The sequence below is a fragment of the Lelliottia nimipressuralis genome, assembly GCF_004402045.1.
Taxonomy (GTDB): Bacteria; Pseudomonadota; Gammaproteobacteria; order Enterobacterales; family Enterobacteriaceae; genus Enterobacter; species Enterobacter chinensis.
This window is the reverse complement of sequence record NZ_SOMG01000030.1, coordinates 278432-302187: the sequence shown is the minus strand read 5'-3', so window position 1 is coordinate 302187 and position 23756 is coordinate 278432. Positions and strand designations below refer to the sequence as shown.

At 54.3% G+C, this 23756-nt stretch carries 26 protein-coding genes and 2 tRNA genes; 16 read left to right on the top strand and 12 right to left on the bottom strand.

All coding sequences use genetic code 11. The annotated features are described in order from the left end of the window. Window positions 1-45: 45 nt before the first annotated feature. Window positions 46-285, bottom strand: coding sequence for a DUF1289 domain-containing protein (locus tag E3U32_RS19090; protein ID WP_134350020.1), 240 nt, complete (start codon window positions 283-285; stop codon window positions 46-48). A 149-nt stretch (window positions 286-434) separates the two neighbouring features. Here E3U32_RS19090 and eptA point away from each other — a divergent pair, with 149 nt between their 5' ends. The 5 genes from eptA (at window position 435) to rnt (ending at window position 5107) form a co-directional block, all read left to right on the top strand. Next, window positions 435-2060, top strand: a complete 1626-nt coding sequence (eptA, locus tag E3U32_RS19085) for a phosphoethanolamine transferase EptA (RefSeq protein ID WP_134350019.1) — start codon at window positions 435-437, stop codon at window positions 2058-2060. Window positions 2061-2101: 41 nt separating this feature from the next. Further along, entirely contained in the window at window positions 2102-2701 is a 600-nt protein-coding gene (locus tag E3U32_RS19080; RefSeq protein ID WP_134350018.1) for a TetR/AcrR family transcriptional regulator, read from the top strand. Window positions 2702-2753: 52 nt separating this feature from the next. Beyond that, the gene (locus tag E3U32_RS19075) at window positions 2754-3851 is read left to right on the top strand and encodes an alkene reductase (RefSeq protein ID WP_134350017.1); all 1098 of its coding nucleotides are present in this window, start codon (window positions 2754-2756) and stop codon (window positions 3849-3851) included. 101 nt (window positions 3852-3952) lie between these two features. Next, the gene (gene gloA / locus E3U32_RS19070; protein ID WP_013096923.1) at window positions 3953-4360 is read left to right on the top strand and encodes a lactoylglutathione lyase; all 408 of its coding nucleotides are present in this window, start codon (window positions 3953-3955) and stop codon (window positions 4358-4360) included. Window positions 4361-4456: 96 nt separating this feature from the next. Further along, window positions 4457-5107, top strand: coding sequence for a ribonuclease T (rnt, locus tag E3U32_RS19065; protein ID WP_134350016.1), 651 nt, complete (start codon window positions 4457-4459; stop codon window positions 5105-5107). A gap of 44 nt (window positions 5108-5151) precedes the next feature. Here the strand turns inward: rnt and grxD are convergent, their stop codons facing one another. Beyond that, on the bottom strand, window positions 5152-5499 hold the full coding sequence (gene grxD, locus E3U32_RS19060) for a monothiol glutaredoxin 4 (protein ID WP_003832760.1): 348 nt from the start codon (window positions 5497-5499) through the stop codon (window positions 5152-5154). A 338-nt stretch (window positions 5500-5837) separates the two neighbouring features. Between grxD and E3U32_RS19055 the strand changes: the two genes are divergently transcribed. After that, window positions 5838-6611, top strand: a complete 774-nt coding sequence (locus E3U32_RS19055) for a C40 family peptidase (protein ID WP_134350015.1) — start codon at window positions 5838-5840, stop codon at window positions 6609-6611. A 123-nt stretch (window positions 6612-6734) separates the two neighbouring features. After that, a complete protein-coding gene (gene sodB / locus E3U32_RS19050; protein ID WP_023311353.1) occupies window positions 6735-7316 on the top strand; it encodes a superoxide dismutase [Fe] in 582 nt (193 codons plus the stop codon). A gap of 38 nt (window positions 7317-7354) precedes the next feature. On the opposite strand, the gene E3U32_RS19045 is transcribed toward sodB, so the two are convergent. Continuing rightward, complete coding sequence (locus tag E3U32_RS19045; RefSeq protein ID WP_134350014.1) at window positions 7355-8521, bottom strand: MFS transporter; 1167 nt, start codon at window positions 8519-8521, stop codon at window positions 7355-7357. A gap of 163 nt (window positions 8522-8684) precedes the next feature. After that, a complete protein-coding gene (locus E3U32_RS19040) occupies window positions 8685-8774 on the bottom strand; it encodes a YnhF family membrane protein (RefSeq protein ID WP_014831618.1) in 90 nt (29 codons plus the stop codon). 297 nt (window positions 8775-9071) lie between these two features. On the opposite strand from E3U32_RS19040, the gene purR reads away from it, so the two are divergent. Beyond that, on the top strand, window positions 9072-10097 hold the full coding sequence (gene purR, locus E3U32_RS19035; RefSeq protein WP_047348803.1) for an HTH-type transcriptional repressor PurR: 1026 nt from the start codon (window positions 9072-9074) through the stop codon (window positions 10095-10097). A gap of 17 nt (window positions 10098-10114) precedes the next feature. On the opposite strand, the gene punR is transcribed toward purR, so the two are convergent. Next, the gene (gene punR / locus E3U32_RS19030; protein WP_134350013.1) at window positions 10115-11026 is read right to left on the bottom strand and encodes a DNA-binding transcriptional activator PunR; all 912 of its coding nucleotides are present in this window, start codon (window positions 11024-11026) and stop codon (window positions 10115-10117) included. A 115-nt stretch (window positions 11027-11141) separates the two neighbouring features. On the opposite strand from punR, the gene punC reads away from it, so the two are divergent. Then, the gene (gene punC, locus E3U32_RS19025) at window positions 11142-12341 is read left to right on the top strand and encodes a purine nucleoside transporter PunC (RefSeq protein ID WP_134350012.1); all 1200 of its coding nucleotides are present in this window, start codon (window positions 11142-11144) and stop codon (window positions 12339-12341) included. 298 nt (window positions 12342-12639) lie between these two features. Continuing rightward, the gene (gene cfa / locus E3U32_RS19020) at window positions 12640-13788 is read left to right on the top strand and encodes a cyclopropane fatty acyl phospholipid synthase (protein ID WP_059312064.1); all 1149 of its coding nucleotides are present in this window, start codon (window positions 12640-12642) and stop codon (window positions 13786-13788) included. A gap of 30 nt (window positions 13789-13818) precedes the next feature. Here cfa and E3U32_RS19015 read toward each other — a convergent pair whose 3' ends face one another. Next, window positions 13819-14460 carry a riboflavin synthase gene (locus E3U32_RS19015; protein WP_047348807.1) on the bottom strand — a complete coding sequence of 214 codons (642 nt, stop codon included), beginning with the start codon at window positions 14458-14460 and terminating at the stop codon, window positions 13819-13821. A 225-nt stretch (window positions 14461-14685) separates the two neighbouring features. Here E3U32_RS19015 and mdtK point away from each other — a divergent pair, with 225 nt between their 5' ends. The 4 genes from mdtK (at window position 14686) to E3U32_RS18995 (ending at window position 18084) form a co-directional block, all read left to right on the top strand. Beyond that, window positions 14686-16059 (top strand): MdtK family multidrug efflux MATE transporter, encoded by a 1374-nt coding sequence (mdtK, locus tag E3U32_RS19010; protein WP_134350011.1) that lies wholly within the window; start codon window positions 14686-14688, stop codon window positions 16057-16059. 153 nt (window positions 16060-16212) lie between these two features. Next, window positions 16213-16289 (top strand) — tRNA-Val (locus tag E3U32_RS19005). Between the two features lie 4 nt (window positions 16290-16293). Continuing rightward, window positions 16294-16370, top strand: a tRNA-Val gene (locus E3U32_RS19000). A gap of 118 nt (window positions 16371-16488) precedes the next feature. Continuing rightward, window positions 16489-18084, top strand: coding sequence for an FAD-NAD(P)-binding protein (locus E3U32_RS18995; RefSeq protein ID WP_134350010.1), 1596 nt, complete (start codon window positions 16489-16491; stop codon window positions 18082-18084). A gap of 28 nt (window positions 18085-18112) precedes the next feature. On the opposite strand, the gene E3U32_RS18990 is transcribed toward E3U32_RS18995, so the two are convergent. Continuing rightward, on the bottom strand, window positions 18113-18748 hold the full coding sequence (locus E3U32_RS18990) for a carbonic anhydrase (protein ID WP_047348810.1): 636 nt from the start codon (window positions 18746-18748) through the stop codon (window positions 18113-18115). Window positions 18749-18820: 72 nt separating this feature from the next. Next, a complete protein-coding gene (locus E3U32_RS18985) occupies window positions 18821-19603 on the bottom strand; it encodes an MBL fold metallo-hydrolase (protein WP_134350009.1) in 783 nt (260 codons plus the stop codon). Between the two features lie 125 nt (window positions 19604-19728). On the opposite strand from E3U32_RS18985, the gene E3U32_RS18980 reads away from it, so the two are divergent. Next, window positions 19729-19869: a hypothetical protein gene (locus E3U32_RS18980; protein WP_003857665.1), complete on the top strand. Its 141-nt coding sequence runs from the start codon at window positions 19729-19731 to the stop codon at window positions 19867-19869. A 35-nt stretch (window positions 19870-19904) separates the two neighbouring features. Here E3U32_RS18980 and E3U32_RS18975 read toward each other — a convergent pair whose 3' ends face one another. The 4 genes from E3U32_RS18975 to E3U32_RS23675 all read right to left on the bottom strand — a co-directional run bounded on the left by E3U32_RS18975 (window position 19905) and on the right by E3U32_RS23675 (window position 22679). After that, the gene (locus E3U32_RS18975) at window positions 19905-20384 is read right to left on the bottom strand and encodes a GlcG/HbpS family heme-binding protein (protein ID WP_047348812.1); all 480 of its coding nucleotides are present in this window, start codon (window positions 20382-20384) and stop codon (window positions 19905-19907) included. Window positions 20385-20474: 90 nt separating this feature from the next. Further along, window positions 20475-21086: a response regulator transcription factor gene (locus E3U32_RS18970; RefSeq protein ID WP_134350008.1), complete on the bottom strand. Its 612-nt coding sequence runs from the start codon at window positions 21084-21086 to the stop codon at window positions 20475-20477. Continuing rightward, on the bottom strand, window positions 21079-22404 hold the full coding sequence (locus E3U32_RS18965; RefSeq protein ID WP_134350007.1) for a sensor histidine kinase: 1326 nt from the start codon (window positions 22402-22404) through the stop codon (window positions 21079-21081). Before E3U32_RS18965 ends, E3U32_RS18970 begins: the two co-directional genes overlap by 8 nt. Before the next feature lie 107 nt (window positions 22405-22511). Beyond that, window positions 22512-22679, bottom strand: a complete 168-nt coding sequence (locus E3U32_RS23675) for a hypothetical protein (RefSeq protein WP_166790961.1) — start codon at window positions 22677-22679, stop codon at window positions 22512-22514. A gap of 245 nt (window positions 22680-22924) precedes the next feature. Between E3U32_RS23675 and E3U32_RS18960 the strand changes: the two genes are divergently transcribed. Next, the gene (locus E3U32_RS18960) at window positions 22925-23755 is read left to right on the top strand and encodes an ABC transporter substrate-binding protein (RefSeq protein ID WP_166790978.1); all 831 of its coding nucleotides are present in this window, start codon (window positions 22925-22927) and stop codon (window positions 23753-23755) included. Window position 23756: the final 1 nt, after the last annotated feature.

The following is a 23756-nucleotide window of genomic DNA, read 5'->3' as shown; positions in this document are numbered from 1 at the left end:
ATTTTCCTCAAGGACGTAATGTCATGAGTATACGCAATTACCGTGTTAAAAAAGTGAAGGCTGCTGGGGTTCTTCGGTCTCACCGGCTTTGTTTGCGCGTATTTTGCGCTGAAGTCGCTGTCGACAAAGGCGAAGCACCTCTTGTTTTTGCGTGTCGCTAAAGTTTTGCCAGTTAAAACGCTCATCACGGGTACGCATGCACCCGCGGCAATAGCCGCGTTCATCCACCTGACAAATACCCCGGCACGGGCTCTGGATGGGGAAAAACTCCAGCTGCTCTGCCACACTCACCTCCAGATAACCGCTCTCACCTACAGTGAAGACGTTAAACGCGCCACGTGCAAGGGCTTTACCACAGATTTATGGCATTAAGGTTTCACTAATCTTCCCTCTCTATACTCGGCCCATCATTACAATGACAGGTTTCTCGTTCGATGTGGTTAATCAAAAAGTTACAATGTAACGACATTAAATTTACTCTGGGCTGTGCACTCTTCTTTACGTTGATTAATGGGCTGTTTATCCAGCGCAGCTGGGCGATTATCGCCCCTGAACATCTGCACGACATCCTCTTTGCCGCGTCCGTACCGCTGGTACTTTTTTGCGGCTGGGTGATTGTCTTTAGCCTGCTCAATATCCCGTATATCCGTAAACCGCTGCTGATTGTTTTAACCATCGGTTGCGCCGCGGCGACCTATTTTATGTACACCTACGGCGCGGTGATCGATCAGAACATGATTGTGAACGTGTTCGAAACCAACTCTCAGGAAGCGACCGCCCTGGTCACTCCGCAAATGATTCTGTGGATTGCCCTTGCCGGTCTCGCTCCCTCCGTGGTGCTGGCGTTGACTCGCATCCGTACCGGAAAATGGTGGTATGCCCTGCTGACGCGCGTTGCCGCTATGCTCGGTGCCCTGCTGGTGATTATCCTGATTGCGGCGCTGTTTTATAAAGATTACGCGTCGCTGTTTCGCAATAACAAAAGCATCGTCAAAATGGTGACCCCGGCGAACTATGTCAGCGCCGTGGTGAAGTACAGCAAAATGCGCTGGTTTGCAGGCGATCAAACGCTGGTGCGGATTGGTGAAGATGCCCATAAAGGACCATTAATTTCCGGTCAACAAAAGAAAACCGTTCTGGTGCTTGTCATCGGCGAAGCGTCTCGCGCGGCGAACTACTCCCTGAATGGTTACGGGCGTGAAACCAACCCGGAGCTGAAAAAGCAGGATGTGATTAACTTCCCGCAGGCCTCCTCGTGCGGGACTGAAACCGCCGTTTCTGTTCCCTGCATGTTCTCCGGCATGACCCGGAACAAATACGATGCCGATCTCGCTCACCATCAGGAAGGACTGCTCGACGTGCTCAACCATGCGGGCGTCAACCTGCTTTGGCGCGACAACGACGGCGGCTGTAAAGGTGCCTGCGATCGCGTACCCCATACCGACATGACGCAGTGGAAGCTGGACCAGTTCTGCAAAGATAAATCCTGCATTGACGATGTGAATTTCTACCGACTGGACAACGTGCTGGATGGCCTGAAGCAGGACACGGTGCTGGTTATCCACCTGATGGGGAGCCACGGCCCGGCGTACTATCGCCGTTACCCGGATAATTTCCGTAAGTTCACGCCAACCTGCGATACCAACGAAATTCAGGATTGCGATCATCAGGCGCTGATTAACACCTATGACAACACCATCCTGTATACCGACAGCATGGTCAGTAAAACCATCGATACGCTGAAAGCGCGCCAGGCAAGCATGAACACCGCGCTGATTTATCTCTCGGATCACGGTGAGTCACTGGGCGAAAGCGGTATTTACCTGCACGGTACGCCGTACATGCTGGCGCCGGAGCAGCAAACCCACATTCCGTTTATGTTCTGGCTGTCCCCGGACTATGCGAAAAACTTTGGCATCAGCGAACAGTGTTTACGTGAACACGCTGCAAAAAATGCGGTTTCCCAGGACAATTTGTTCTCGACCGTACTGGGTATGATGGACGTGAAATCAAAGGTTTATCAACAGCAGCTGGATATTCTGAGCGCATGCCGTCAGTAAACTCGCTTGCATTAGACCGAACGGTCTATTAGAGTGCGGCCATGAGCAGAAATACTGAACACGATACCCGCGAACATTTACTGGCTACCGGCGAGCGGCTTTGCATGCATCGCGGGTTTACCGGTATGGGGTTGAGCGAACTGTTAAAAACCGCCGAAGTACCGAAGGGGTCGTTTTATCACTACTTCCGGTCCAAAGAGGCTTTTGGCGTGGCAATGCTGGAACGTCATTACGCTGGCTATCACCAGCGTCTGGCGACCCACTTTGCCTCGGGTGAAGGTAACTATCGCGATCGTGTTCTGAATTACTATCAGGAAACGCTGAACCAGTTCTGCCAGCAGGGCATTATCAGCGGATGCCTGACGGTCAAACTGTCTGCCGAAGTGTGCGATCTTTCAGAAGATATGCGTACAGCGATGGATAAGGGTGCCAGCGGTGTTATCGCCCTGCTGGCCCAGGCGCTGGAGAAAGGCCGCGATGAAAAAACGCTGGCCTTTTCCGGCGAGCCGTTAACCCAGGCGCAGGTGTTATATGCGCTCTGGTTAGGCGCTAACCTGCAGGCAAAAATTTCGCGCAGTGCCGTGCCGCTGGAAAGCGCACTGGCACATGTGAAAAACAGCATTACTGCGCCTGGCGTATAGCAGGCGTTTTTTTTAACTCATTACTAGTCGACTGGTCTACTCAGGAGTCTTTATGTCAGCTGAAAAACTCTTTACCCCCTTGAAAGTGGGTGCCGTCACGGCGCCAAACCGCGTGTTCATGGCTCCGCTTACCCGTCTGCGCAGCATTGAGCCGGGTGATATCCCAACCCCACTGATGGGTGAATACTATCGTCAGCGCGCCAGCTCTGGCCTGATCATCACCGAAGCCACGCAGATTTCTGCACAGGCTAAAGGTTACGCAGGTGCACCGGGTCTTCACAGCCCGGAACAGATTGCTGCATGGCAGAAAATCACCGCGGGCGTCCACGCTGAAGAGGGTCGTATTGCGGTCCAGCTGTGGCATACCGGTCGTATTTCTCACAACAGCATTCAGCCAGGCGGCCAGGCTCCGGTTTCCGCTTCGGCCCTGAGTGCAAATACCCGTACTTCTCTGCGTGATGAAAACGGTAATGCGATCCGCGTGGATACCTCTATGCCACGCGCACTGGAGCTGGATGAAATACCGGGTATCGTTAACGATTTCCGCCAGGCCGTGGCTAACGCACGCGAAGCCGGTTTTGACCTGGTTGAGCTGCACTCCGCTCATGGCTATCTGCTGCACCAGTTCCTGTCGCCGTCGTCTAACCACCGCACCGACCAGTATGGCGGCAGCGTCGAAAACCGTGCCCGCCTGGTGCTAGAAGTGGTTGATGCCGTTTGCCAGGAGTGGAGCCCGGACCGTATCGGCATTCGCGTTTCCCCAATCGGTTCTTTCCAGAACGTTGACAATGGTCCGAATGAAGAAGCCGACGCGCTCTATCTGATTGAAGAGCTGGCGAAACGCGGTATCGCGTATCTGCACATGTCCGAGCCGGACTGGGCCGGCGGTAAGCCTTACACTGAAGCTTTCCGCCAGAAAGTGCGCGAACGTTTCCACGGCGTGATCATCGGTGCGGGGGCCTATACCCCAGAGAAAGCCGACGATCTGATTAATAAAGGGCTGATCGATGCCGTCGCGTTTGGTCGCGACTACATTGCCAACCCGGATTTGGTTGCCCGTCTGCAGCAGAAAGCGGCGCTGAACCCGCAGCGTCCGGAAAGCTTCTACGGCGGCGGCGCGGAAGGCTACACCGACTACCCTTCTCTGTAATCTCGCCATTGTTCATTGATAGCGGCGACACTTCGCCGCTATACTAAAACATCGTTTCTGTTCAAAAAAAACAGTCTGTTCCACAGGTTAATGAGGAAATTATGCGCCTACTTCACACCATGCTGCGCGTTGGCGATCTGCAACGTTCGATTGATTTCTACACTAACGTACTGGGTATGAAACTGCTGCGCACCAGCGAAAACCCGGAATACAAATACTCGCTGGCGTTCGTGGGTTACGGCCCGGAAACGGACGAAGCGGTTATCGAGCTGACCTACAACTGGGGCGTTGACAGCTATGAGCTGGGCACGGCATACGGTCACATCGCGCTGGAAGTGGACAACGCGGCTGAAGCGTGTGAACGTATTCGCAGCAACGGCGGTAACGTCACACGCGAAGCAGGCCCGGTAAAAGGTGGCACCACCGTGATTGCGTTCGTGGAAGATCCGGACGGTTACAAAATCGAGCTGATTGAAGCCAAAGATGCCGGTCGCGGTCTGGGCAACTGATCCCTCAGGGCGCAACGTGCGCCCGTAGTTTTACTGCATCACCCTGCAAAATTTGCCATAATGCGCTCTGCTTTTTTCCCCATGTAAGAGACCCTGATGTCCGATAACGCTCAATTTAGCGGTCTGTGCGACCGTTTTCGTGGTTTTTATCCCGTTGTCATTGATGTAGAAACAGCCGGATTTAACGCTAAAACCGATGCGCTGCTCGAAATTGCCGCCATCACGCTGAAGATGGATGAACAGGGCTGGCTTACACCGGACACCACGCTGCATTTCCACGTTGAACCTTTCGAAGGGGCAAACTTACAGCCGGAAGCACTGGCGTTTAACGGTATCGATCCGCATAACCCGCTGCGTGGTGCGGTCAGTGAATATGATGCGCTGCACGCCATTTTTAAAATGGTGCGTAAAGGTATGAAAGACAGCAACTGCAGCCGCGCCATCATGGTAGCCCACAACGCCACCTTCGATCACAGCTTCACCATGGCCGCCGCGGAGCGCGCTTCGCTCAAGCGAAACCCGTTCCACCCTTTTGTGACCTTCGACACCGCCGCACTGAGCGGCCTGGCGTTGGGACAAACGGTGTTATCAAAAGCCTGTATCACGGCAGGGATTGAGTTTGACGGCACGCAGGCGCACTCCGCTCTGTACGACACGGAGCGCACCGCAGAGCTGTTCTGTGAGATCGTCAACCGCTGGAAGCGTCTGGGCGGCTGGCCACTGCCGATGGGCGACAGCGAAGAATAAAAAAAAGCGACCTTATCAGGTCGCTTTTTTATTTCCGCAGAAAATTACTCTGCGTCCGGCTCTTCAGTTTTGTACTTAGCCGCCGTTTCTTTGATCAGCTGCTGCAGTTCGCCGCGCTGATACATTTCAATCAGGATATCGCAGCCGCCAACCAGTTCGCCGTCTACCCACAGCTGTGGGAAAGTCGGCCAGTTAGCGTATTTAGGCAGCTCAGCGCGGATGTCCGGGTTCTGCAGGATATCAACGTAAGCAAAACGCTCACCACAGGCGGACAGCGCCTGAACCGCTTGTGCGGAGAAGCCGCAGCTTGGCAGCTTCGGAGAACCTTTCATATACAGCAGAATCGGGTTTTCAGCGATCTGGCGCTGGATTTTTTCAATAGTGGTGCTCATGTCTTGCTTCCTTTAACTTCTGTTACGGCATTCGTCTGACATTGTAGCGGTTCAGACTGGCATCGGAAAATAACATTTTTGTCACGTTTATACATTCTACCCCGAGTCACGAAAAGTTGCATTGCAAATGGTGTTTACCCCTGCGGCAGTCAGGGTTTTGCTTAGGGAGTGGGCAAATGTGCGACAGAACGATGGATTTTTTTGCACTTGCTTACGAAACACGATTGTAGATTGAAAAATGCTATTAACTTTCTGGGTTTTTATGGATTAGAATCGACGGGCTTTGTAAATCACACGCGGGTATTATTGATGACCTGCATTTATCAGGGGACTGCCCAGTGGCGCGGATAAATAAAATCTCGATCACGCTCTGTGCTTTACTGTTTACATCACTCACTTTCACGCCAGTGGCAAACGCCTCTCAGCAGGCGCGGCATTCTGCTGTACAAAAAAACCATCTGGTGAAAGCCACAGAACGTAAGAAAAAAACCACCGCTAAGAACGACAAGAAAAAAACACCCACACAGACTAAACAGACCGCTTCCAGCAAGACGAAAACCAAATCTTCCCGCACTGCCCACACCGCCAAAAATAAAACTTCGTTAACCGCCGCTAACCTCGTTACTGAAAAATGCATCACGCGTAAAGGCCACAAAGCGAAGTGCACAAAAGTCACGAAAATTGCGGAAGTGCATAAAGTGCGCGTACAGAAAGCGCAAAAAACCGCGATGAACAAACTGATGGGGCAGATTGGCAAACCTTATCACTGGGGTGGCAGTTCGCCGCGTACCGGTTTTGACTGCAGCGGCCTCGTCTATTACGCCTATAAAGATTTGGTCAAGTTCCGCATTCCTCGCACCGCCAATGAGATGTACCATCTGCGCGATGCTTCCCCGGTTGACCGTGGTGAGCTGGAAAACGGCGATCTGGTGTTCTTCCGCACTCAGGGCCGCGGCACAGCTGACCACGTTGGCGTTTATGTCGGCAACGGGAAATTCATCCAGTCACCGCGTAGCGGCCAGGATATTCAGATCACTTCACTTAGCGAAGACTACTGGGTACGTCATTACGTCGGCGCGCGTCGCGTGATGACGCCAAAAACCATTCGCTAACCCCTGCCCTGCCGCGCTCGTGGCAGGGTAAGTTCCTCTTTTGCATACCCTTTCAATTTGCTATCCTGTCCATGTTGTCTGTGTGGTTATTGGCAACGCCAAAATACAATAAGGAGAGAAGCAATGTCGTTCGAATTACCTGCACTACCGTATGCAAAAGACGCCCTGGCACCGCACATTTCTGCGGAAACCCTGGAATATCATTACGGCAAGCATCACCAGACGTACGTCACAAACCTGAACAACCTGATCAAGGGTACCGATTTTGAAGGCAAAACGCTGGAAGAGATCGTCCGCAGCTCAGAGGGTGGCGTATTTAACAACGCGGCTCAGGTGTGGAACCACACCTTCTACTGGCACTGCCTTGCGCCGAATGCCGGTGGCGAACCTGCCGGTGAACTGGCTACCGCCATTAACGCCGCATTTGGCAGCTTCGCAGATTTCAAAGCGAAGTTCACCGATGCCGCTATCAAGAACTTCGGCTCTGGCTGGACGTGGCTGGTAAAAGAGGCTGATGGCAAACTGGCTATCGTTTCCACTTCTAACGCGGGTACCCCGCTAACCACCAGCGCTAAGCCGCTGATGACCGTGGACGTTTGGGAACACGCTTACTACATTGATTACCGTAACGCGCGCCCGAACTACCTGGAGCACTTCTGGGCGCTGGTTAACTGGGACTTTGTGGCGAAGAACTTCGCCGCGTAAGAGACACGCAGAAGGGTTCGCCCTTCTGCGTTTTTGGTTTATTCAGCAGCGCAGGCTGCTTCTGGCTGTTTACGACCCGACATCATCACCAGCAGCAGGCCGAGCGCGGCGATGATTGCCCCCATCACCGGCACAAAGCTGTACCCCAGTCCCCCTGAAATCACGGCCCCACCGGCCGCGGCGCCGAGCGCATTGCCCAGGTTGAAGGCACCAATATTGACCGAAGAAGAGAGGCCAGGCGCCTCATGCGCGACGCGCATTACGCGCATCTGCAGCGGCGGAACCACCGCAAAGGTAGCGGCCCCCCAGACGACCATCGCAACGGCGGCCCCATACTCATTACGTGCCAGCCATGGAATGGCGATCATGATGACAATCAGCAGAGTTAAGAAACCCTTCAGCGTCCCGCTCACGGAACGGTCGGCAAATTTCCCACCGAGATAGTTGCCAATCGAGAAGCCCACGCCAATCAGCACCAGCATTGCGGTGACAAAAAGAGGCGTCGCGTGGGTGATGTCATGCAATACCGGCGAAATATAGGTGTAAAGGGTGAACATCGCCCCAGCCCCCAGCACAGTGGTGAGCAGCGCGGAGAGCACCTGTGGGCGCATCAGCACCGACAGTTCCCGGCGCACGTCAGGACGTTCCCCCGCGCTGCCTTTCGGCAAGGAGAAGAACAGCGCCACCATCGCGATCACGCCCAGCCCGGCCGTCGCCAGGAAGGACATACGCCAGCCAATCACTTCTCCCAGCCAGGTTGCCGCCGGCACCCCGCCAATGTTGGCAATCGTCAGGCCCATAAACATAGTCGCCACGGCGCTCGCCTGCTTGTGCTTTGGTACCACGCTTGCCGCCACAACCGACCCCAGCCCAAAGAACGCGCCGTGGTTAAGGCTTGTCAGAATGCGTGACAGCATCAGTGTGGTGTAGTCCGGCGAAATGGCGGAAAGCACGTTGCCCAGGGTGAAAATCGCCATCAGGAAAATCAGCGCATTGCGACGCGCGCGGTGCGAAAGCAGAAGCGTCATCAGCGGCGCCCCTACCATTACGCCAATAGCGTAGGCGCTGATTAACATGCCTGCAGCAGGGATCGAAACATCCACACCCCGGGCAATAACAGGCAGTAACCCCATCGGGGAGAATTCAGTGGTGCCAATCCCAAAAGCGCCAATCGCCAGGGCCAGCAGGGGAAAATTGATTTTCATGCGTCAACTCCGGATGCCGTGTCATGTGGTGACACAGAACAAAGAAGCAGAAAGCATGACATCAATCACAAAAAATGAGAAGTTAACAAAATGGCAAAAGATTTTTGCATGAGAAGTAACAATCGGGACGATCGGGAGGGAGAACGCTCTCCCTCCGCGTAAATCAGTGCAGCGCAGCCGTCAGACCAGCAGCGACAATCAGAGCCAGCACAATAATGGTGGTGAACAGCGAAAACTTCAGATCGGAACTCATCAATTTTTCTCCTTTTAATCCCCCCACGAAAAGTGAGCCTGCTCATTTTTGCACAGTTTACGTCAAAAATCTTCCTGGATTTAAACTGATAACCACTTTACCTCTTCCCCTTTTCATCAAGATAGGACAAAATTCCACGCTAAATTTATTAGCGTACCGGCCATTGACCCCCTCCTGACGTCCCGTGTCGTTTTCCCGGCGTGCCGCAACTCAATATTGCGAAATAAGGGTGAGAGAAGGCAAACGTTTACCTTCAAGTTTTTCAGGAGTTTAGGATATGGTCTGGAGTGACATTTAATGGCAACAATTAAAGACGTAGCAAAACGCGCAAACGTTTCCACTACAACCGTATCACATGTAATTAACAAAACCCGCTTCGTAGCGGAAGAGACGCGCAATGCCGTCTGGGCAGCGATCAAAGAGCTGCACTATTCGCCAAGTGCGGTTGCGCGTAGCCTGAAGGTTAATCACACCAAGTCCATTGGATTGCTGGCAACCAGCAGTGAAGCGGCCTATTTTGCCGAAATCATTGAAGCGGTAGAAAAAAACTGCTTCCAGAAAGGCTATACCCTGATTCTGGGCAACGCGTGGAACAGCATTGAAAAACAGCGCGCCTACCTGTCGATGATGGCGCAAAAGCGCGTTGATGGCCTGCTGGTGATGTGTTCCGAGTATCCGGAATCCGTGCTGTCGATGCTGGAAGAGTATCGCCATATTCCGATGGTAGTGATGGACTGGGGCGAAGCGCGCGCGGACTTCACCGATTCCGTCATCGATAACGCTTTTGAAGGCGGCTATATGGCCGGTCGTTATCTGATCGAACGTGGTCACCGCGAGATTGGCGTGATCCCGGGTCCGCTGGAGCGCAACACCGGCGCGGGCCGTCTGGCCGGTTTCATGAAAGCGATGGAAGAAGCGCTGATCAACGTGCCGGAAAACTGGATCGTGCAGGGTGACTTTGAGCCGGAATCGGGCTACCGCGCAATGCAGCAGATCGTTTCCCAGCAGCACCGTCCGACCGCCGTTTTCTGCGGAGGTGATATCATGGCCATGGGCGCGCTCTGCGCAGCCGATGAACTGGGTCTGCGCGTACCGCAGGATATTTCCGTGATCGGGTATGACAACGTGCGTAACGCGCGTTACTTCACGCCAGCGTTGACCACCATTCACCAGCCGAAAGATTCGCTGGGCGAAACGGCCTTCAATATGCTGATGGACAGGATCGTCAACAAACGTGAAGAGTCGCAGTCCATTGAAGTTCACCCGCGCCTTATCGAACGCCGTTCCGTAGCGGATGGTCCGTTCCGCGACTACCGTCGTTAATCGCTTTACGGGGCCAGCTACGCTGGCTCCCGTAACCATTCCCGGTTAAGCGTTTCGCTGTCTCCCAGATAATCCAGAAGCCACGCCATGGCGGGCGAGACGTCACTTTGCTGCCAGGTGAGGCAGCAGGCCGCATCCGGGAATGGATTCTCCAGCGTCAGTTCAACCCATTCTCCGGTATCGATTCTGGCGCGCGCAAAATGAACGGGCACCATCGCGACGCACAGTCCGGCACTGAGGCACGTTGCCGACGATTCCCAGTCAGGTGCCACCACCCGCCGCTGGTTATCCAGCAGCCAGGTGATACGCTTGGGCAATGAACGGGAGGTATCCTCCAGCACCAGAGACGGCCAGTTGCGTAACGTATCGTCGCTCAACGGCCCTTCCATCGCCGCCAATGGATGATCGCTTGCCACCACGCACTTCCAGCTCAGCATGCCCATATCTCGGAAGGCGTACCGCCCCCCGACCGGGATCGCCTGCGTGGCCCCAATCGCCATCTCTGCCCTACCGTCCGCCAGCGCATCCCAGACGCCGTTGAACACCTCCTGCGAGACCCGCAGTTCGACATCAGAAAAATGACGATAGAAATCGACGATCATTTGCCGGGTGCGCTCCGGCTTAACGATGTTATCCACCGCGATGGAAAGATGTCCTCGCCAGCCGTTAGCGATCTGCTGACACTGTTCACGGGTGATCTGCATTTTTTTGATAACAGAACGCCCTTCCTTTAAAAACCACGCGCCTGCGGGCGTTAATTCCACATCACGATGTCGCCGTTCAAACAGCGGAACCGCCAGCCATTCCTCAAGCTGACGCACGGTGTAGCTGATAGCCGAAGGGACGCGGTGCAACTCCTGCGCCGCACCGCTAAAGCTGCCGTTACGCGCGACAGCATCGACCACTTCAAGAGAATAATCTGACCACATTTTCTGCCTGCAAAATTTTTGAATGCACCCGCCAAATATTAGCGTTTCACAAGCGGCTTTGCACTCCCTACACTCAGCGCCAACGTACACCTGCCTCCTTAAGGAGAATAAAATAATGCAACCCAGGAAAGGTTTTTTAGTCTGGCTCGGCGGCTTAAGCGTGCTGGGCTTTTTGGCCACCGATATGTACCTGCCGGCTTTCGCCGCTATGCAGGAAGATTTGCAAACGCCTGCCGCGGCCATCAGCGCCAGCCTGAGTTTGTTCCTTGCCGGTTTTGCTTTCGCACAGCTGCTCTGGGGACCACTCTCGGATCGCTTTGGTCGTAAACCAGTATTACTGCTGGGTCTGGCCATTTTTGCCGTTGGCTGCCTGGGGATGTTATGGGTACGCGACGCCACCTGGCTGCTGGTACTGCGCTTTATTCAGGCTGTGGGCGTCTGTGCCGCGGCCGTGACCTGGCAGGCGCTGGTCACCGACTACTACCCGGCTAACCGCACAAACCGTATTTTCGCCACCATAATGCCGCTCGTAGGTCTCTCACCTGCCCTTGCTCCGCTGCTGGGTAGCTGGATCCTCGCGCATTTTGACTGGCAGGCCATTTTTGCCACGCTGTTTGCCATCACGCTGGTACTGATGCTGCCCGCGTTTGCCCTCAAACCCGCGCATAAAAAAGTGGCGGATGCTGACGCAAAACCGATTACCTTCACCTCCCTGCTGAGCACCAAAGCGTATCGCGGCAATGTCCTGATCTATGCCGCCTGCTCGGCGAGCTTCTTCGCGTGGCTCACCGGCTCGCCATTCATTCTGCACGATATGGGATACAGCCCGGCGGCCATCGGTCTGAGCTATGTTCCGCAGACTATCGCGTTCCTGGTGGGTGGGTACGGCTGTCGCGCGGCACTGCAAAAATGGGAAGGTCAGCAAATGCTGCCATGGCTGTTGGTGCTTTATGCGTTGAGCGTCATCGGGACCTGGGCCGTTGGCTTTATTCCGGGCGCCGGTCTGGCTGAAATTTTGATTCCATTCTGCGTAATGGCCGTCGCGAACGGGGCGATTTACCCGATTGTGGTGGCACAGGCACTCCGTCCATTCCCGCAGGCGACTGGCCGCGCCGCCGCGCTGCAAAACACCCTGCAGCTGGGATTGTGCTTCCTGGCAAGCCTGGTGGTCTCCGCGCTGATTGCCACGCCGCTCCTGACCACCACCAGCGTGATGCTGGTAACCGTTGCGCTGGCGGTGATGGGCTATCGTATGCAGGTCTCCGCGCAGCGTGAGGAGGATAACCGCGCTCAGGTTGAAACGTCACATGCATAATCGCGCCAGAAATCATGTTAATTTTCAGTGATTAGGTTGCTAAGAATTTTCTATTGAATCACCAAATTTTGAGGCCTATACTAAATTTGGTTCGATTAAATACGATAAATATTAAGTGTTAACGGGAGCCGGAGTGCTCCCGTTTTACCATGGAAGGCATTTCGGCAAGGGTTATCTCCCTTCCTCTGTTCTACGTCGGATACTAGCCTCGCGGTATTTACCGTGAGATTTCTCACAAACCAAAAAAAGCGTCTACGCTGTTTTAAGGTTCTGATCACAGTAGGGTGATGGAGAAGCTATGAGTTCATCGTGTATAGAAGAAGTCAGCGTTCCGGACGACAACTGGTCCCGGATCGTCAGTGAACTGTTGGGTCGCGCAGGCATCACTATCAACGGATCTTCGCCATCCGATCCCCAGGTCAAACATCCCGACTTTTTTAAACGCGTGTTGCGGGAGGGATCGTTAGGACTGGGAGAAAGCTATATGGACGGCTGGTGGGAATGCGAACGGCTGGATATTTTTTTCGCCAGCGTTTTGCGTGCCGGTCTGGAAAATCAACTCCCCCGCAATCTGAAAGACACCCTGCGCGTCGCCTCTGCCCGACTGTTTAATCTGCAAAGTAAAAAACGCGCATGGATCGTCGGCAAAGAACATTACGATCTTGGCAACGACCTGTTCAACCGTATGCTTGACCCTTTCATGCAGTACTCCTGCGCCTACTGGAAAGACGCATCGACGCTTGAAGAGGCTCAGCAGGCTAAGCTGCGTCTGATTAGCGAGAAACTGCAATTACAGCCCGGTATGCGTGTGCTGGATATTGGCTGCGGCTGGGGTGGGCTGGCGTATTTTATGGCGAAGCACTATGGCGTCAGCGTCGTCGGCGTCACGATTTCAGCAGAACAGCAAAAAATGGCGCGAGAGCGCTGTCAGGGTCTCGATGTGGATATCCGGCTACAGGATTACCGTGACCTGAACGAACAGTTTGATCGTATCGTTTCCGTGGGCATGTTCGAGCACGTGGGGCCGAAAAACTACGACACCTACTTTGAGGTGGTGGACCGTAATTTAAAACCGGACGGTATCTTCCTGCTGCACACCATCGGCTCTAAGCGGACCGACAATAACGTTGACCCGTGGATCAACAAATACATCTTTCCGAATGGCTGTTTACCGTCCGTTCGCCAGATTGCCAACGCCAGTGAATCCCATTTCGTTATGGAAGACTGGCATAACTTTGGCGCGGATTACGACACCACACTGATGGCATGGCATGCCCGTTTTCAGGAGGCCTGGCCAGAGATAGCGGACAACTATTCTGAACGATTCAAACGGATGTTTAGCTATTACCTGAATGCCTGCGCGGGGGCGTTTCGCGCGCGGGATATTCAGCTCTGGCAGGTGGTATTTAGCCGTGGGATTGAACACGGGCTGCGCGTAGCACGCTAAAAAAATAACCCCGGATATCCGGGGTTATTTTTATTCTTCTTCGACGGTCTTTATTATTGCGGCTTCTTTTGCGGCCAGCACGCGTTCAACCGTATCGACCACCGCCTGGGTTTGCGGATCGATTTCAATATTTACGCGATGTCCCAGCTTTTTCGCGCCCAGCGTAGTGCGCTGCAGCGTTTCAGGAATTAAATGTACGCAAAAACGCGTTGGCGTCACTTCCCCCACCGTCAGGCTAATCCCGTCAATGCCAATAAATCCTTTGTAGAGGATGTATTTCATTAATGAAGGATCCTGCATTTTAAACCAGATTTGACGGTTATTTTCCGAGGTCACGATTTTCGCCACTTCAGCGGTGGTCATGATGTGCCCCGACATCAGATGGCCGCCAATCTCGTCGCTGAACTTCGCCGCTCGCTCAACGTTGACGGTATCCCCCACCACCAGCTCGCCCAGGTTGGTGATGCGCAGCGTCTCTTTCATTAAATCAAAGCTAATCTGGTTGCCGTTAATTTCGGTTACGGTCAGGCAGCAGCCGTTATGGGCAATAGACGCGCCGGTTTCAATACCCTCAAGCATATATTCCGGCAGCTCAACAACATGAGTACGGAAATTAGGTTTTTCATCAATGGACACCACTTTGGCGGTGCCCTGCACAATACCAGTAAACATGCTTACCACTCCTGTTTTTTCCGGACGGTGATGACACCGTTTAATCCCACCACAATAACAGTTGGAAAAACAGGTTGCCAGCGGGGCGCATTTTCTGGCGATTTTTTCACTAGATAAATAGCTAAAGCCCGCTACAATAGCTGGCACCCCCCTGCATTTTCTTCTTGCTGCCCGTTTCGGCGGCTTTTTTAGTCTCTCAAATAACTACAAAATAAAGGTGTTCACGTGCAGAAGTACATGAATGAAGCGCGCCAGTTATTGGCACTGGCTATACCAGTGATCATCGCGCAAGTGGCCCAGACCGCAATGGGATTTGTGGATACGGTAATGGCAGGTGGCTACAGCGCCACCGATATGGCGGCCGTGGCTATCGGCACGTCAATCTGGCTTCCGGCCATCCTGTTCGGCCACGGTCTGCTGCTCGCGCTCACGCCTGTTATCGCTCAGCTCAATGGCTCGGGTCGTCGCGAGCGCATTGCCCATCAGGTCCGTCAGGGTTTCTGGCTGGCAGGGTTTGTCTCCGTGCTGATCATGGTCGTGCTCTGGAACGCGGGCCATATCATACGCGCTATGCATAATATTGACCCGGCACTGGCTGATAAAGCCGTGGGCTATCTGCGCGCCCTGCTTTGGGGGGCGCCTGGCTACCTCTTTTTCCAGGTGGCACGTAACCAGTGTGAAGGCCTGGCGAAAACCAAGCCCGGGATGGTGATGGGCTTTATTGGTTTGCTGGTCAATATTCCGGTTAACTATATCTTTATTTACGGCCATTTCGGGATGCCTGAGCTGGGCGGCGTCGGCTGCGGCGTGGCGACAGCAGCCGTTTACTGGGTGATGTTTTTCTCGATGATCACCTTTGTAAAACGCGCCCGTTCAATGCGCGATATTCGTAACGAGAACCGATTTAGCACCCCGGACTGGAACATCATGACGCGTCTGGTGCAGTTAGGGTTGCCAATTGCCCTGGCGCTGTTCTTTGAGGTAACCCTGTTTGCCGTGGTCGCTCTGCTGGTCTCCCCGCTGGGCATTGTGAACGTCGCCGGGCACCAGATTGCGCTGAACTTCAGCTCCCTGATGTTCGTCCTGCCGATGTCGCTGGCTGCGGCAGTGACCATTCGCGTGGGCTTCCGCCTGGGGCAAGGCTCGACGCTGGATGCGCAAACCGCCGCCCGGACCGGGCTGGGCGTCGGCGTCTGCATGGCAGTCTGTACGGCACTCTTTACCGTTGCATTACGCGAGCAGATTGCCCTGCTCTATAACGACAATCCGGAAGTGGTCGCGCTGGCCTCGCACCTGATGCTGCTGGCCGCTATATACCAGATCTCCGACTCCATCCAGGTGATTGGCAGCGGCGTGCTGCGCGGATATAAAGACACGCGATCCATCTTCTTTATCACCTTCATCGCCTACTGGGTGCTGGGACTGCCGACTGGCTACATCCTGGCGCTTACCGATCTGGTGGTGGAGCGCATGGGTCCGGCAGGGTTCTGGATGGGCTTTATCATCGGCCTGACGTCGGCGGCGATTATGATGATGATGCGCATGCGCTTCCTGCAACGCCAGCCATCAACGGTCATTTTGCAACGCGCTGCACGTTAAATACGCAGTAGCCGCCAGCCGGCGGCTACTTTCTCTTCACTTTGCGCGGTAATAAAGCAATCGCGTGAAATCAGAGAGAAAAATGCATTTTCCCTCTTGCCTCATTGGGGCTGTGCCGCTAATATTCGTCCCCGTTGTCACCGACAACACGTTGCGTTCATAGCTCAGTTGGTTAGAGCACCACCTTGACATGGTGGGGGTCGTTGGTTCGAGTCCAATTGAACGCACCATTCTGCGTCCGTAGCTCAGTTGGTTAGAGCACCACCTTGACATGGTGGGGGTCGGTGGTTCGAGTCCACTCGGACGCACCATTTCAGTCCTGAAATGGTGCAAATCCTCTTCTGATATCCTGAATTTTCCTAATCCCTTATTTTCATCACTGTTCTCCTGCTACGCTTTTCTCATGGAAAAAAGAGAGGAAAACCGTCGATGAAGAAAATCGCCATTATCGGTTCCGGCCCTACAGGGATTTACACCTTTTACGCGCTTCTTAAAAACCCTCAGCCGCTTTCGGTCTCCGTCTTTGAACAGGCTGATGAAGCTGGCGTGGGCATGCCCTATAACGACGACGATAACTCTCGTCTGATGCTGGCAAACATCGCGAGCATTGAAATCCCGCCGCTGTTTATGACTTACCTCGACTGGCTTAAGGGCCAGAGTGACGCCCATCTGGCGCACTTTAAGGTGGATAAAGCCCGTTTACATGACCGGCAGTTCCTGCCCCGGATCCTGCTGGGTGAGTATTTTCGCGACAGCTTTCGGTCAATCGTAGAAGAGGCTAAAAAGCGAGGGTTTCATGTTGAAATCCATGAATCCGCCCGCGTAACCGACATCATCCCCTCGGAGGCTGGCGTCACGCTTTCAGTCGACGATAGCGACTTTCCTGAGCGCTTTGACCTTGCGGTTATCGCCACCGGTCACGTCTGGCCAGACGAGGACAAAGCCACCCGCGCGTTCTTCCCAAGCCCCTGGTCCGGTCTGATGGACGCGAGCATTCCTCCCTGCCGCGTTGGCATTATGGGGACATCGTTAAGCGGTCTCGACGCCGCCATGGCGGTGGTGATGCAGCATGGTGCGTTTCGCGACGATAAATTCGTCCTGGATGACGGCAGCGAAGCGTTAAATATTGTCCTTATGTCCCGGACGGGCATTCTGCCAGAAGCCGATTTTTACTGCCCAATTCCTTACGAACCGCTGTCGGTCTTAACCGAATGCGTGGTTGAAACTGAGATCGGCAAAGGGCCGGATGGCCTGCTTGACCGCATCTTTGCCCTGATGGTGAAAGAGCTTCAACTCGCTGACCCGGTGTGGTGTAAGAAAGTGTCTCTGCATGAGCAAAATGCGGACAGTATTCGCGAGGCCTGGTTTGAGGATCGTAAACGGCACGGCCCCTTTACCTGGGCGGAAGAGAATCTCAACGAGGTTGAGCGGAACAAACGCGAACGGCGCACCGTGGCCTGGCGCTATACCGTGCTTCGGCTGCATGAAGTGGTTCAGGAGATCGTTCCCCATCTTAACGTACAGGACAAAAAACGCTTCAAACAGGGGCTCGCCCGGGTATTTATCGACAACTATGCAGCCATTCCTCCGCAGTCAATCCGCCGGCTTCTCGCACTTCGCGAAGCCGGTATCATTAGCGTGGCAGCGCTCGGTGACGATTACACGCTTGATGTTGGTAGCGACCGGACGGTGATAACCACAAAAGAGACGGTTTATCGTTTCGACGTGTTTATTGACGCGCGTGGGCAAAAGCCGCTCAAAACGAAAGATCTGCCCTTCCCGACGCTGCGCAAACAGCTGGAAACAACGGGCGAAGAGATACCCGACATCGGTGAGGATTACACCCTAAAAGCGCCTGAAACCGTTCGCGGACGCATTGCCTTCGGTGCGATACCGTGGCTGATGCACGATCGTCCCTTTGTTCAGGGGTTGGCGGAGTGTGCAGAGATTGCAGAGGCAATGGCGAAAGCGGCTGAAAAACCCGCGACGGGATTACGGCGGAGATTACCGTACAGTGAGGACTGACAGGGCTTCCATGCCCTGCTGTTGCTGATTACTCGAAGTAGACTTCCGGGTTTTCAGACAGTGAGACGAAAGTTTTCGTCGCTTTATCCAGCGCAAGGATTTTGCCGCTTTCAATGTCGTACACCCAGCCGTGCAGTCGGATGGAGTTATTACGCAGGCCCACCGCAACGGACGGATGGGTCTTAATGTTGCTCAGTTGCGCAAACACGTTCTCCTGCACCATCGCATTGACTTTATCGATCGGCTTATCCCAGGTTTTTTTCTCCACCACGGCTTTTGCCGCGTCGGAATAGCGCAGCCAGTGTGACACCGCCGGCATGGGCTCCAGATTCGCGTTATCCGCAATCGCCTTCATCGCCCCACAGTTGGAGTGACCACAGATAACGATATCCGTTACGCCCAGCGCCACAACGGCGTATTCGATAGTGGCAGACACGCCGCCAGGCTCTGGTCCGAAAGGCGGCACGATGTTGCCAGCATTACGAATGACAAAGAGTTGTCCCGGCTCTTGCTGGGTGACCAGCTCTGGGACCAGACGGCTGTCGGAGCAAGAGATGAACAGCGCTTTGGGATTCTGGCTGGACGCTAAACTGCGGAAGAGTTCTTTACGTTGCGGGAAAATCTCTTTTTGAAAGCTGAGAAAACCTTCAATGATATGTTGCATAGCAATGTCTCTTTTATCTGTTTTAGTTTAGGTATGATCGAGATCACACTCGTAAAGTTTACCCATCGTGGTTTACTTCAGACAAGCAATATATTTCTGGCCCGACCGCTGCACAATCTCGTCCGCGTTGGCCTGGATATTCTGCCCTTCGAACGCGCCGTACAGGCGTGCAAACGTTCTTCCTTCCAGATGACTGACAACCGACGCCACGGTGCGGGCCGGTAGCGGGAGATAGTTAGGATAGCTCCACATAAACGAGACGGCATCTTTTCCGGGCGTGACCTGCAGAATATCGCCCACCAGCAATACCCCTTCCCCCTCCTGCCAGTGCAGTACCGTTCCGCCGGCAAAATGCCCGCCCAGACGCAGCAGGGTGACCGACGGGAAAACCTCCAGCACATCCCCCTGCCAGAAATGAATGGCCGGGCTGTCGCGCATCACCCACTCTCTGTCGCTGGCGTGCAGATACACCGGAGCATCAAACGCCGCGGCCCACTCCTGCATCGTGGTGTAATAGTGCGGATGCGAAATCGCAATCGCGCTGATGCCGCCGAGAGCGGTGATGATCGTTTTGGTGACGGGGTCGAGGTTGGCAATGCAGTCCCAGAGAATATTGCCGTGGGGCGTTTGCAGGAGCAGCGCCCGCTGGTTGATAGCAAACGCGGGAACCGTTTTAATACCGAACAACCGCGGCTCCAGCTGCTGCCATTTATTGCTATGCGTAGCGGTTACGGTGTCGAAATCTGTCCATGTTTGTCCCGTAGCAGGCACATACTGGCGTTCATCCTCGCAAATCGGACACCTGTCCGGCTGTGCGCCATAGGCGGTTCCACAGGTTTTACAGAGTGTAATCATGGGCTCTCCTCAGCAATAAAGCACTGAGTATGGCAGGGATTATCGTTATGTGCTGCGAGGTACATTGCTGGCTTTTTTTGCCCTATACTGTGCCAGAATCACATACTGAACAGAGCAGGTGCCACATGGAAATTGATCTCGATAACTTAGTCTTTAACGGTCTGGATGAAGCCGAAGAGCGTAATGCGGAACGTCTGGACGATGCAGACAAAAAAGCGCAGGCGATTGTCGCCGACGACGACTGCGGCGATGCCTGCAAGATCTGATAAAAAAGCACCGGGAAACCGGTGCTTTTTTTGTATTACTTTTTGAGCCCGTCAATGGCTGCCTGAGCGCAGGCTTCATCAAGATGACCGCCCGGCGCACCGCCGATACCAATCGCCCCGATCGTCTCATCGCCCTCTTTCACCGGCAGGCCACCCGCCAGCAGCAGGAAGCCCGGGATGTCACGCATGTTTTGCGCACCGGCGTTGCTCTGCGCCGCTTCCATCACTTTGCCTGACGCATTCTTTGCGCTGAGCGCCGTCCAGGCTTTCATTTCACTGGCTTTAACCGTGTGCGGGCCGGCATTGTCCGTGCGCTGTACCGCTTTTACCACGCCTGCACGGTCAACCACGGTGACCGTCACCTGATAATTTTTTGCCGTACACGCCTGAATGGCGGAGGTTGCCAGCGCGTTCGCCTGGGCCAGTGAGAGATTCTTTTGACTCAACGTATCGGCCTGCGCCGCCAGGCTCAGGCTACCCGCGGCCAGTGCCGCAACCATCATTAATTTTTTCATCGCGCATCCTCGCGTGTTGGGAGACAAAGCAGAGGTTACTCAGCCGCGCGATAAAACGGTATTCGGTTGATTACGCACTCATCCTGGTAGTTATACGGATTGCAATTTATCGTATTCCCGGATTGCCTGGACCAGGCTACTGACGCCAAGCTTGGTAAATGCCGCCGCGCGGTGCGCTTCCACCGTTCGCGGCGAAAGGTTCAGCCGTGCAGCCGCCTCCTTGTTGCTGAGTCCTTCCATCAGTTTGCCGAGCACCTCATGTTCCCGCGCGGTCAGCTGTGCGAAACGCGCCTTGACCCGGGACGTTTCCTGCCAGTCGGCAAAGCGGCGCTGACTTTCCTCGAAGGCCTGACCCACCGTTTCGATAAGTTTGTCAGCATCCAGCGGCTTGGTGAAAAACTCAAAGACGCCGTTATGAAATGCCCGACGGCAAGCGTCAACGGTTCCGTGGCCGGTCATGATAATCACCGGCAACAATGGCCAGGGCCACTTGCCCTCTTCCAGCCAGGCGAGTCCGCCTTTGCCTGGCATACGCATATCCAGCAGCATACACCCCACCAGCGCCGTATCCCGTGCATGGGCAGCGATAAAGGCGTCGACGCTTTCAAACGTCTTTACCGGCCAGCCCATCCCCGAAAGCAAAAACGCCATCGACTCTCTGATAGACTCATCATCATCAATCAGCCAGATTGTTTTATTCATCCTTAGCCTCCTTTCCATGCGCCAGCTGAAGTCGGATCTGCGCCCCGCCCTGCGGCGCGTTACCCAGCGTAATCGAGCCATTCATACGCGTCATTAATGATTCCGTTAAGGTCATCCCCAGACCAATACCCACTGCTCTGCCGCTGTAAAACGGCATGAAGGCATTCTGCAACGCCTCAGGGCTAAAGCCTGGACCGCCGTCTGTGATGGTGATCAGCACGCCGCTCTCGTTTTTCTGACTCTCAATTTTAACCCAACCGGCAGTATCCGGCTGCTGTGCCTGAATCGCATTGCTGAGCAGGTTATGCAGCACCTGTTCCAGCCACAGACGGTCTGCCAGCACCGTCGTAGCTCCCGGGGCAAACGCATGGCTGACCGTAATATGTTCGGCCCTGCGTTCGTGCTCAAGCAGGTTCACTACCTGCAGCCAGCAGTGCACCAGATCGGTTTCACGCAGGATCACCTTCTCCTGTACAACGTGTTCGCGAAAACGGGTCAGCAAGGCGCTAATACGCTGCATTTGCGTCAGTGCGGCCGCCAGCGCCTGCGACACTGCCTGCCCGTTGTCCTGCCGCAGCTGGCGCTGTGCGCCCTGGATCCACGTCTGCGCGGCGGTAAGCGGCTGGTTTATCTCATGCACAATTCCAGCGGTGATTTCCCCCAGAGTATTGAGTCTGGCGTGCTGATAATAGAGCGCCCTTTGCTCGGCATCTTTACGCGCTCTACGCTGCCAGAGCACCACGCTCGCCAGCGCAATCACTATCCCCCATCCGATAAAAAGTAAGGGATAAATAGACCCGTTGACGCCGAACCAGGCCGGCTGTGAATCAGCCTCCAGCGTGAAAGGTTGAGTATGCTGCGGGAAGGTACGTTGCCAGTGCCAGAAGGCGTCAGACGCCTGCTCGTCACCGTTCGGCGTAAAACGGATCCCGAGATGGGTAAAAGGATGATGGGCATTCAGGATCGGGCCGAGATCTACCAGCACGCGGATTTGACGCCAGGGGTTGTAAAGCCAGTACCGCATCTCGTGGGCAGGCTCAACCCTTGGCGCATCAAGCGCGCGTCCGGTAGTCTTTTCCAGAACAAGAAGCTGAGGGAATTTTTTGCGCAGGGCGGCAATATCTTCATCGCCGTTCAGAAGCGGCAGTACAGATTCATTTTGCGTTAATACCGCGCTTAATTCAGAGAAGAGTGCCGCGAACTCGCGATCGCGCTCCCAGAACTGGCGGCGAATTTGTTCGGCATAGAGCAACACGCCGCTGATGAGGCAGACTATCGTCCAGACAATAATGCCGCGCTTAAAAAAAGGGTTCTTCATTCCGTTAACTGAGCAGACTCAACCATCTGTCGACATTAACAGCTATCCGGCATCAGAACAAAATTCAGCACAGCTCGTTCCAGTACATTTCGCGCGTGCGGCGCAATTCAGCGTGACGTTTTATCATGGAACCACTCCGGGTCAATGTTGGCAACGTCTATGCCATACAGGCTGGCGACAGGCAGTATTGACTCAAGAACACGTTGCGCGCTGTTCTCCGCATTTACTGGTCGGGCCGCAAAAAACCGCCGTAACGTGCTGATCCATTTTTTCATCGTCTCAACCTCTCTCGCTTAACCTGTCCTCAGTTAAACACCCAATTTCCGCACAGGGGAAATACCAAAATCCACTGTCGATGTGCAGGATTTGCAAATAGCATACTGTTCTTTTCACGCTTCATTAACACCTTGTTCACTAATGCTTTTTTGCTCATAGCAAAGAACGATTTCTTATTTGGCGATAGCTTTCGCTTATGGGAGCGTAGCGAGGTAAAACAAAAACAACGGGATGGCGTATGACTATGGCAGCAAATATGAAAGGGTTTACAAAACGGACACTGGTTTTGGGATTGTTGGCGGCCGGGAGCCTGCTTTCAGCACAGGCACAGGCCGATAAGCTGGCCGATATTAAGGCCGCAGGGGTGGTGAAAGTGGCCACCTTTGACGCCAATCCGCCGTTTGGCTCTGTTGATGCAAAAACGCATGAGATCGTGGGTTACGACGTGGACTTCGCCAAAGCGCTGGCAAAATCGCTTGGCGTGAAACTTGAACTGGTCGCCACCAATCCGGCCAACCGTATTCCGCTGCTGCAGTCCGGAAAAGCAGACCTGATCGTGGCGGATATCACCATCACCCCGGAACGCGCGCAGGTGATTGATTTCTCGACGCCTTACTTTGTCACCGGCCAGCAATTCCTGGTCCCGGCAAAATCTCCGGATAAGCTCGAAGACTACAGCCGGGCACGCATTGGCGCGGTAAAAGGCACAACGGGTGAACAGGCGCTGCACCAGCGTTTCCCGCAGTCCCGCGTGCTCTCTTATGACGATATTCCGCTGGCGTTGACGGCACTGCGCAACGGCAACGTGCAGGCCATTACCCAGGACAGCACCATTCTGGCGGGTCTGCTGGCGCAGGCACCGGACAAAGCGAACTTCAAAATCCTGCCCGACCTGCTGAGCAAAGAAGAGATTGGCGTTGGGGTGAAAAAAGGTGAAGCGGCGCTGCTGAAAGCCGTCAACGATGAACTGGTCAATCTTGAGAAGAACGGCCAGGCGGCAAAAATCTACGATGTCTGGTTCGGTCCAGACACCCCTGCTCCACAGCCTCGCGCTTTTAAAATAGAAGCCAGATAAT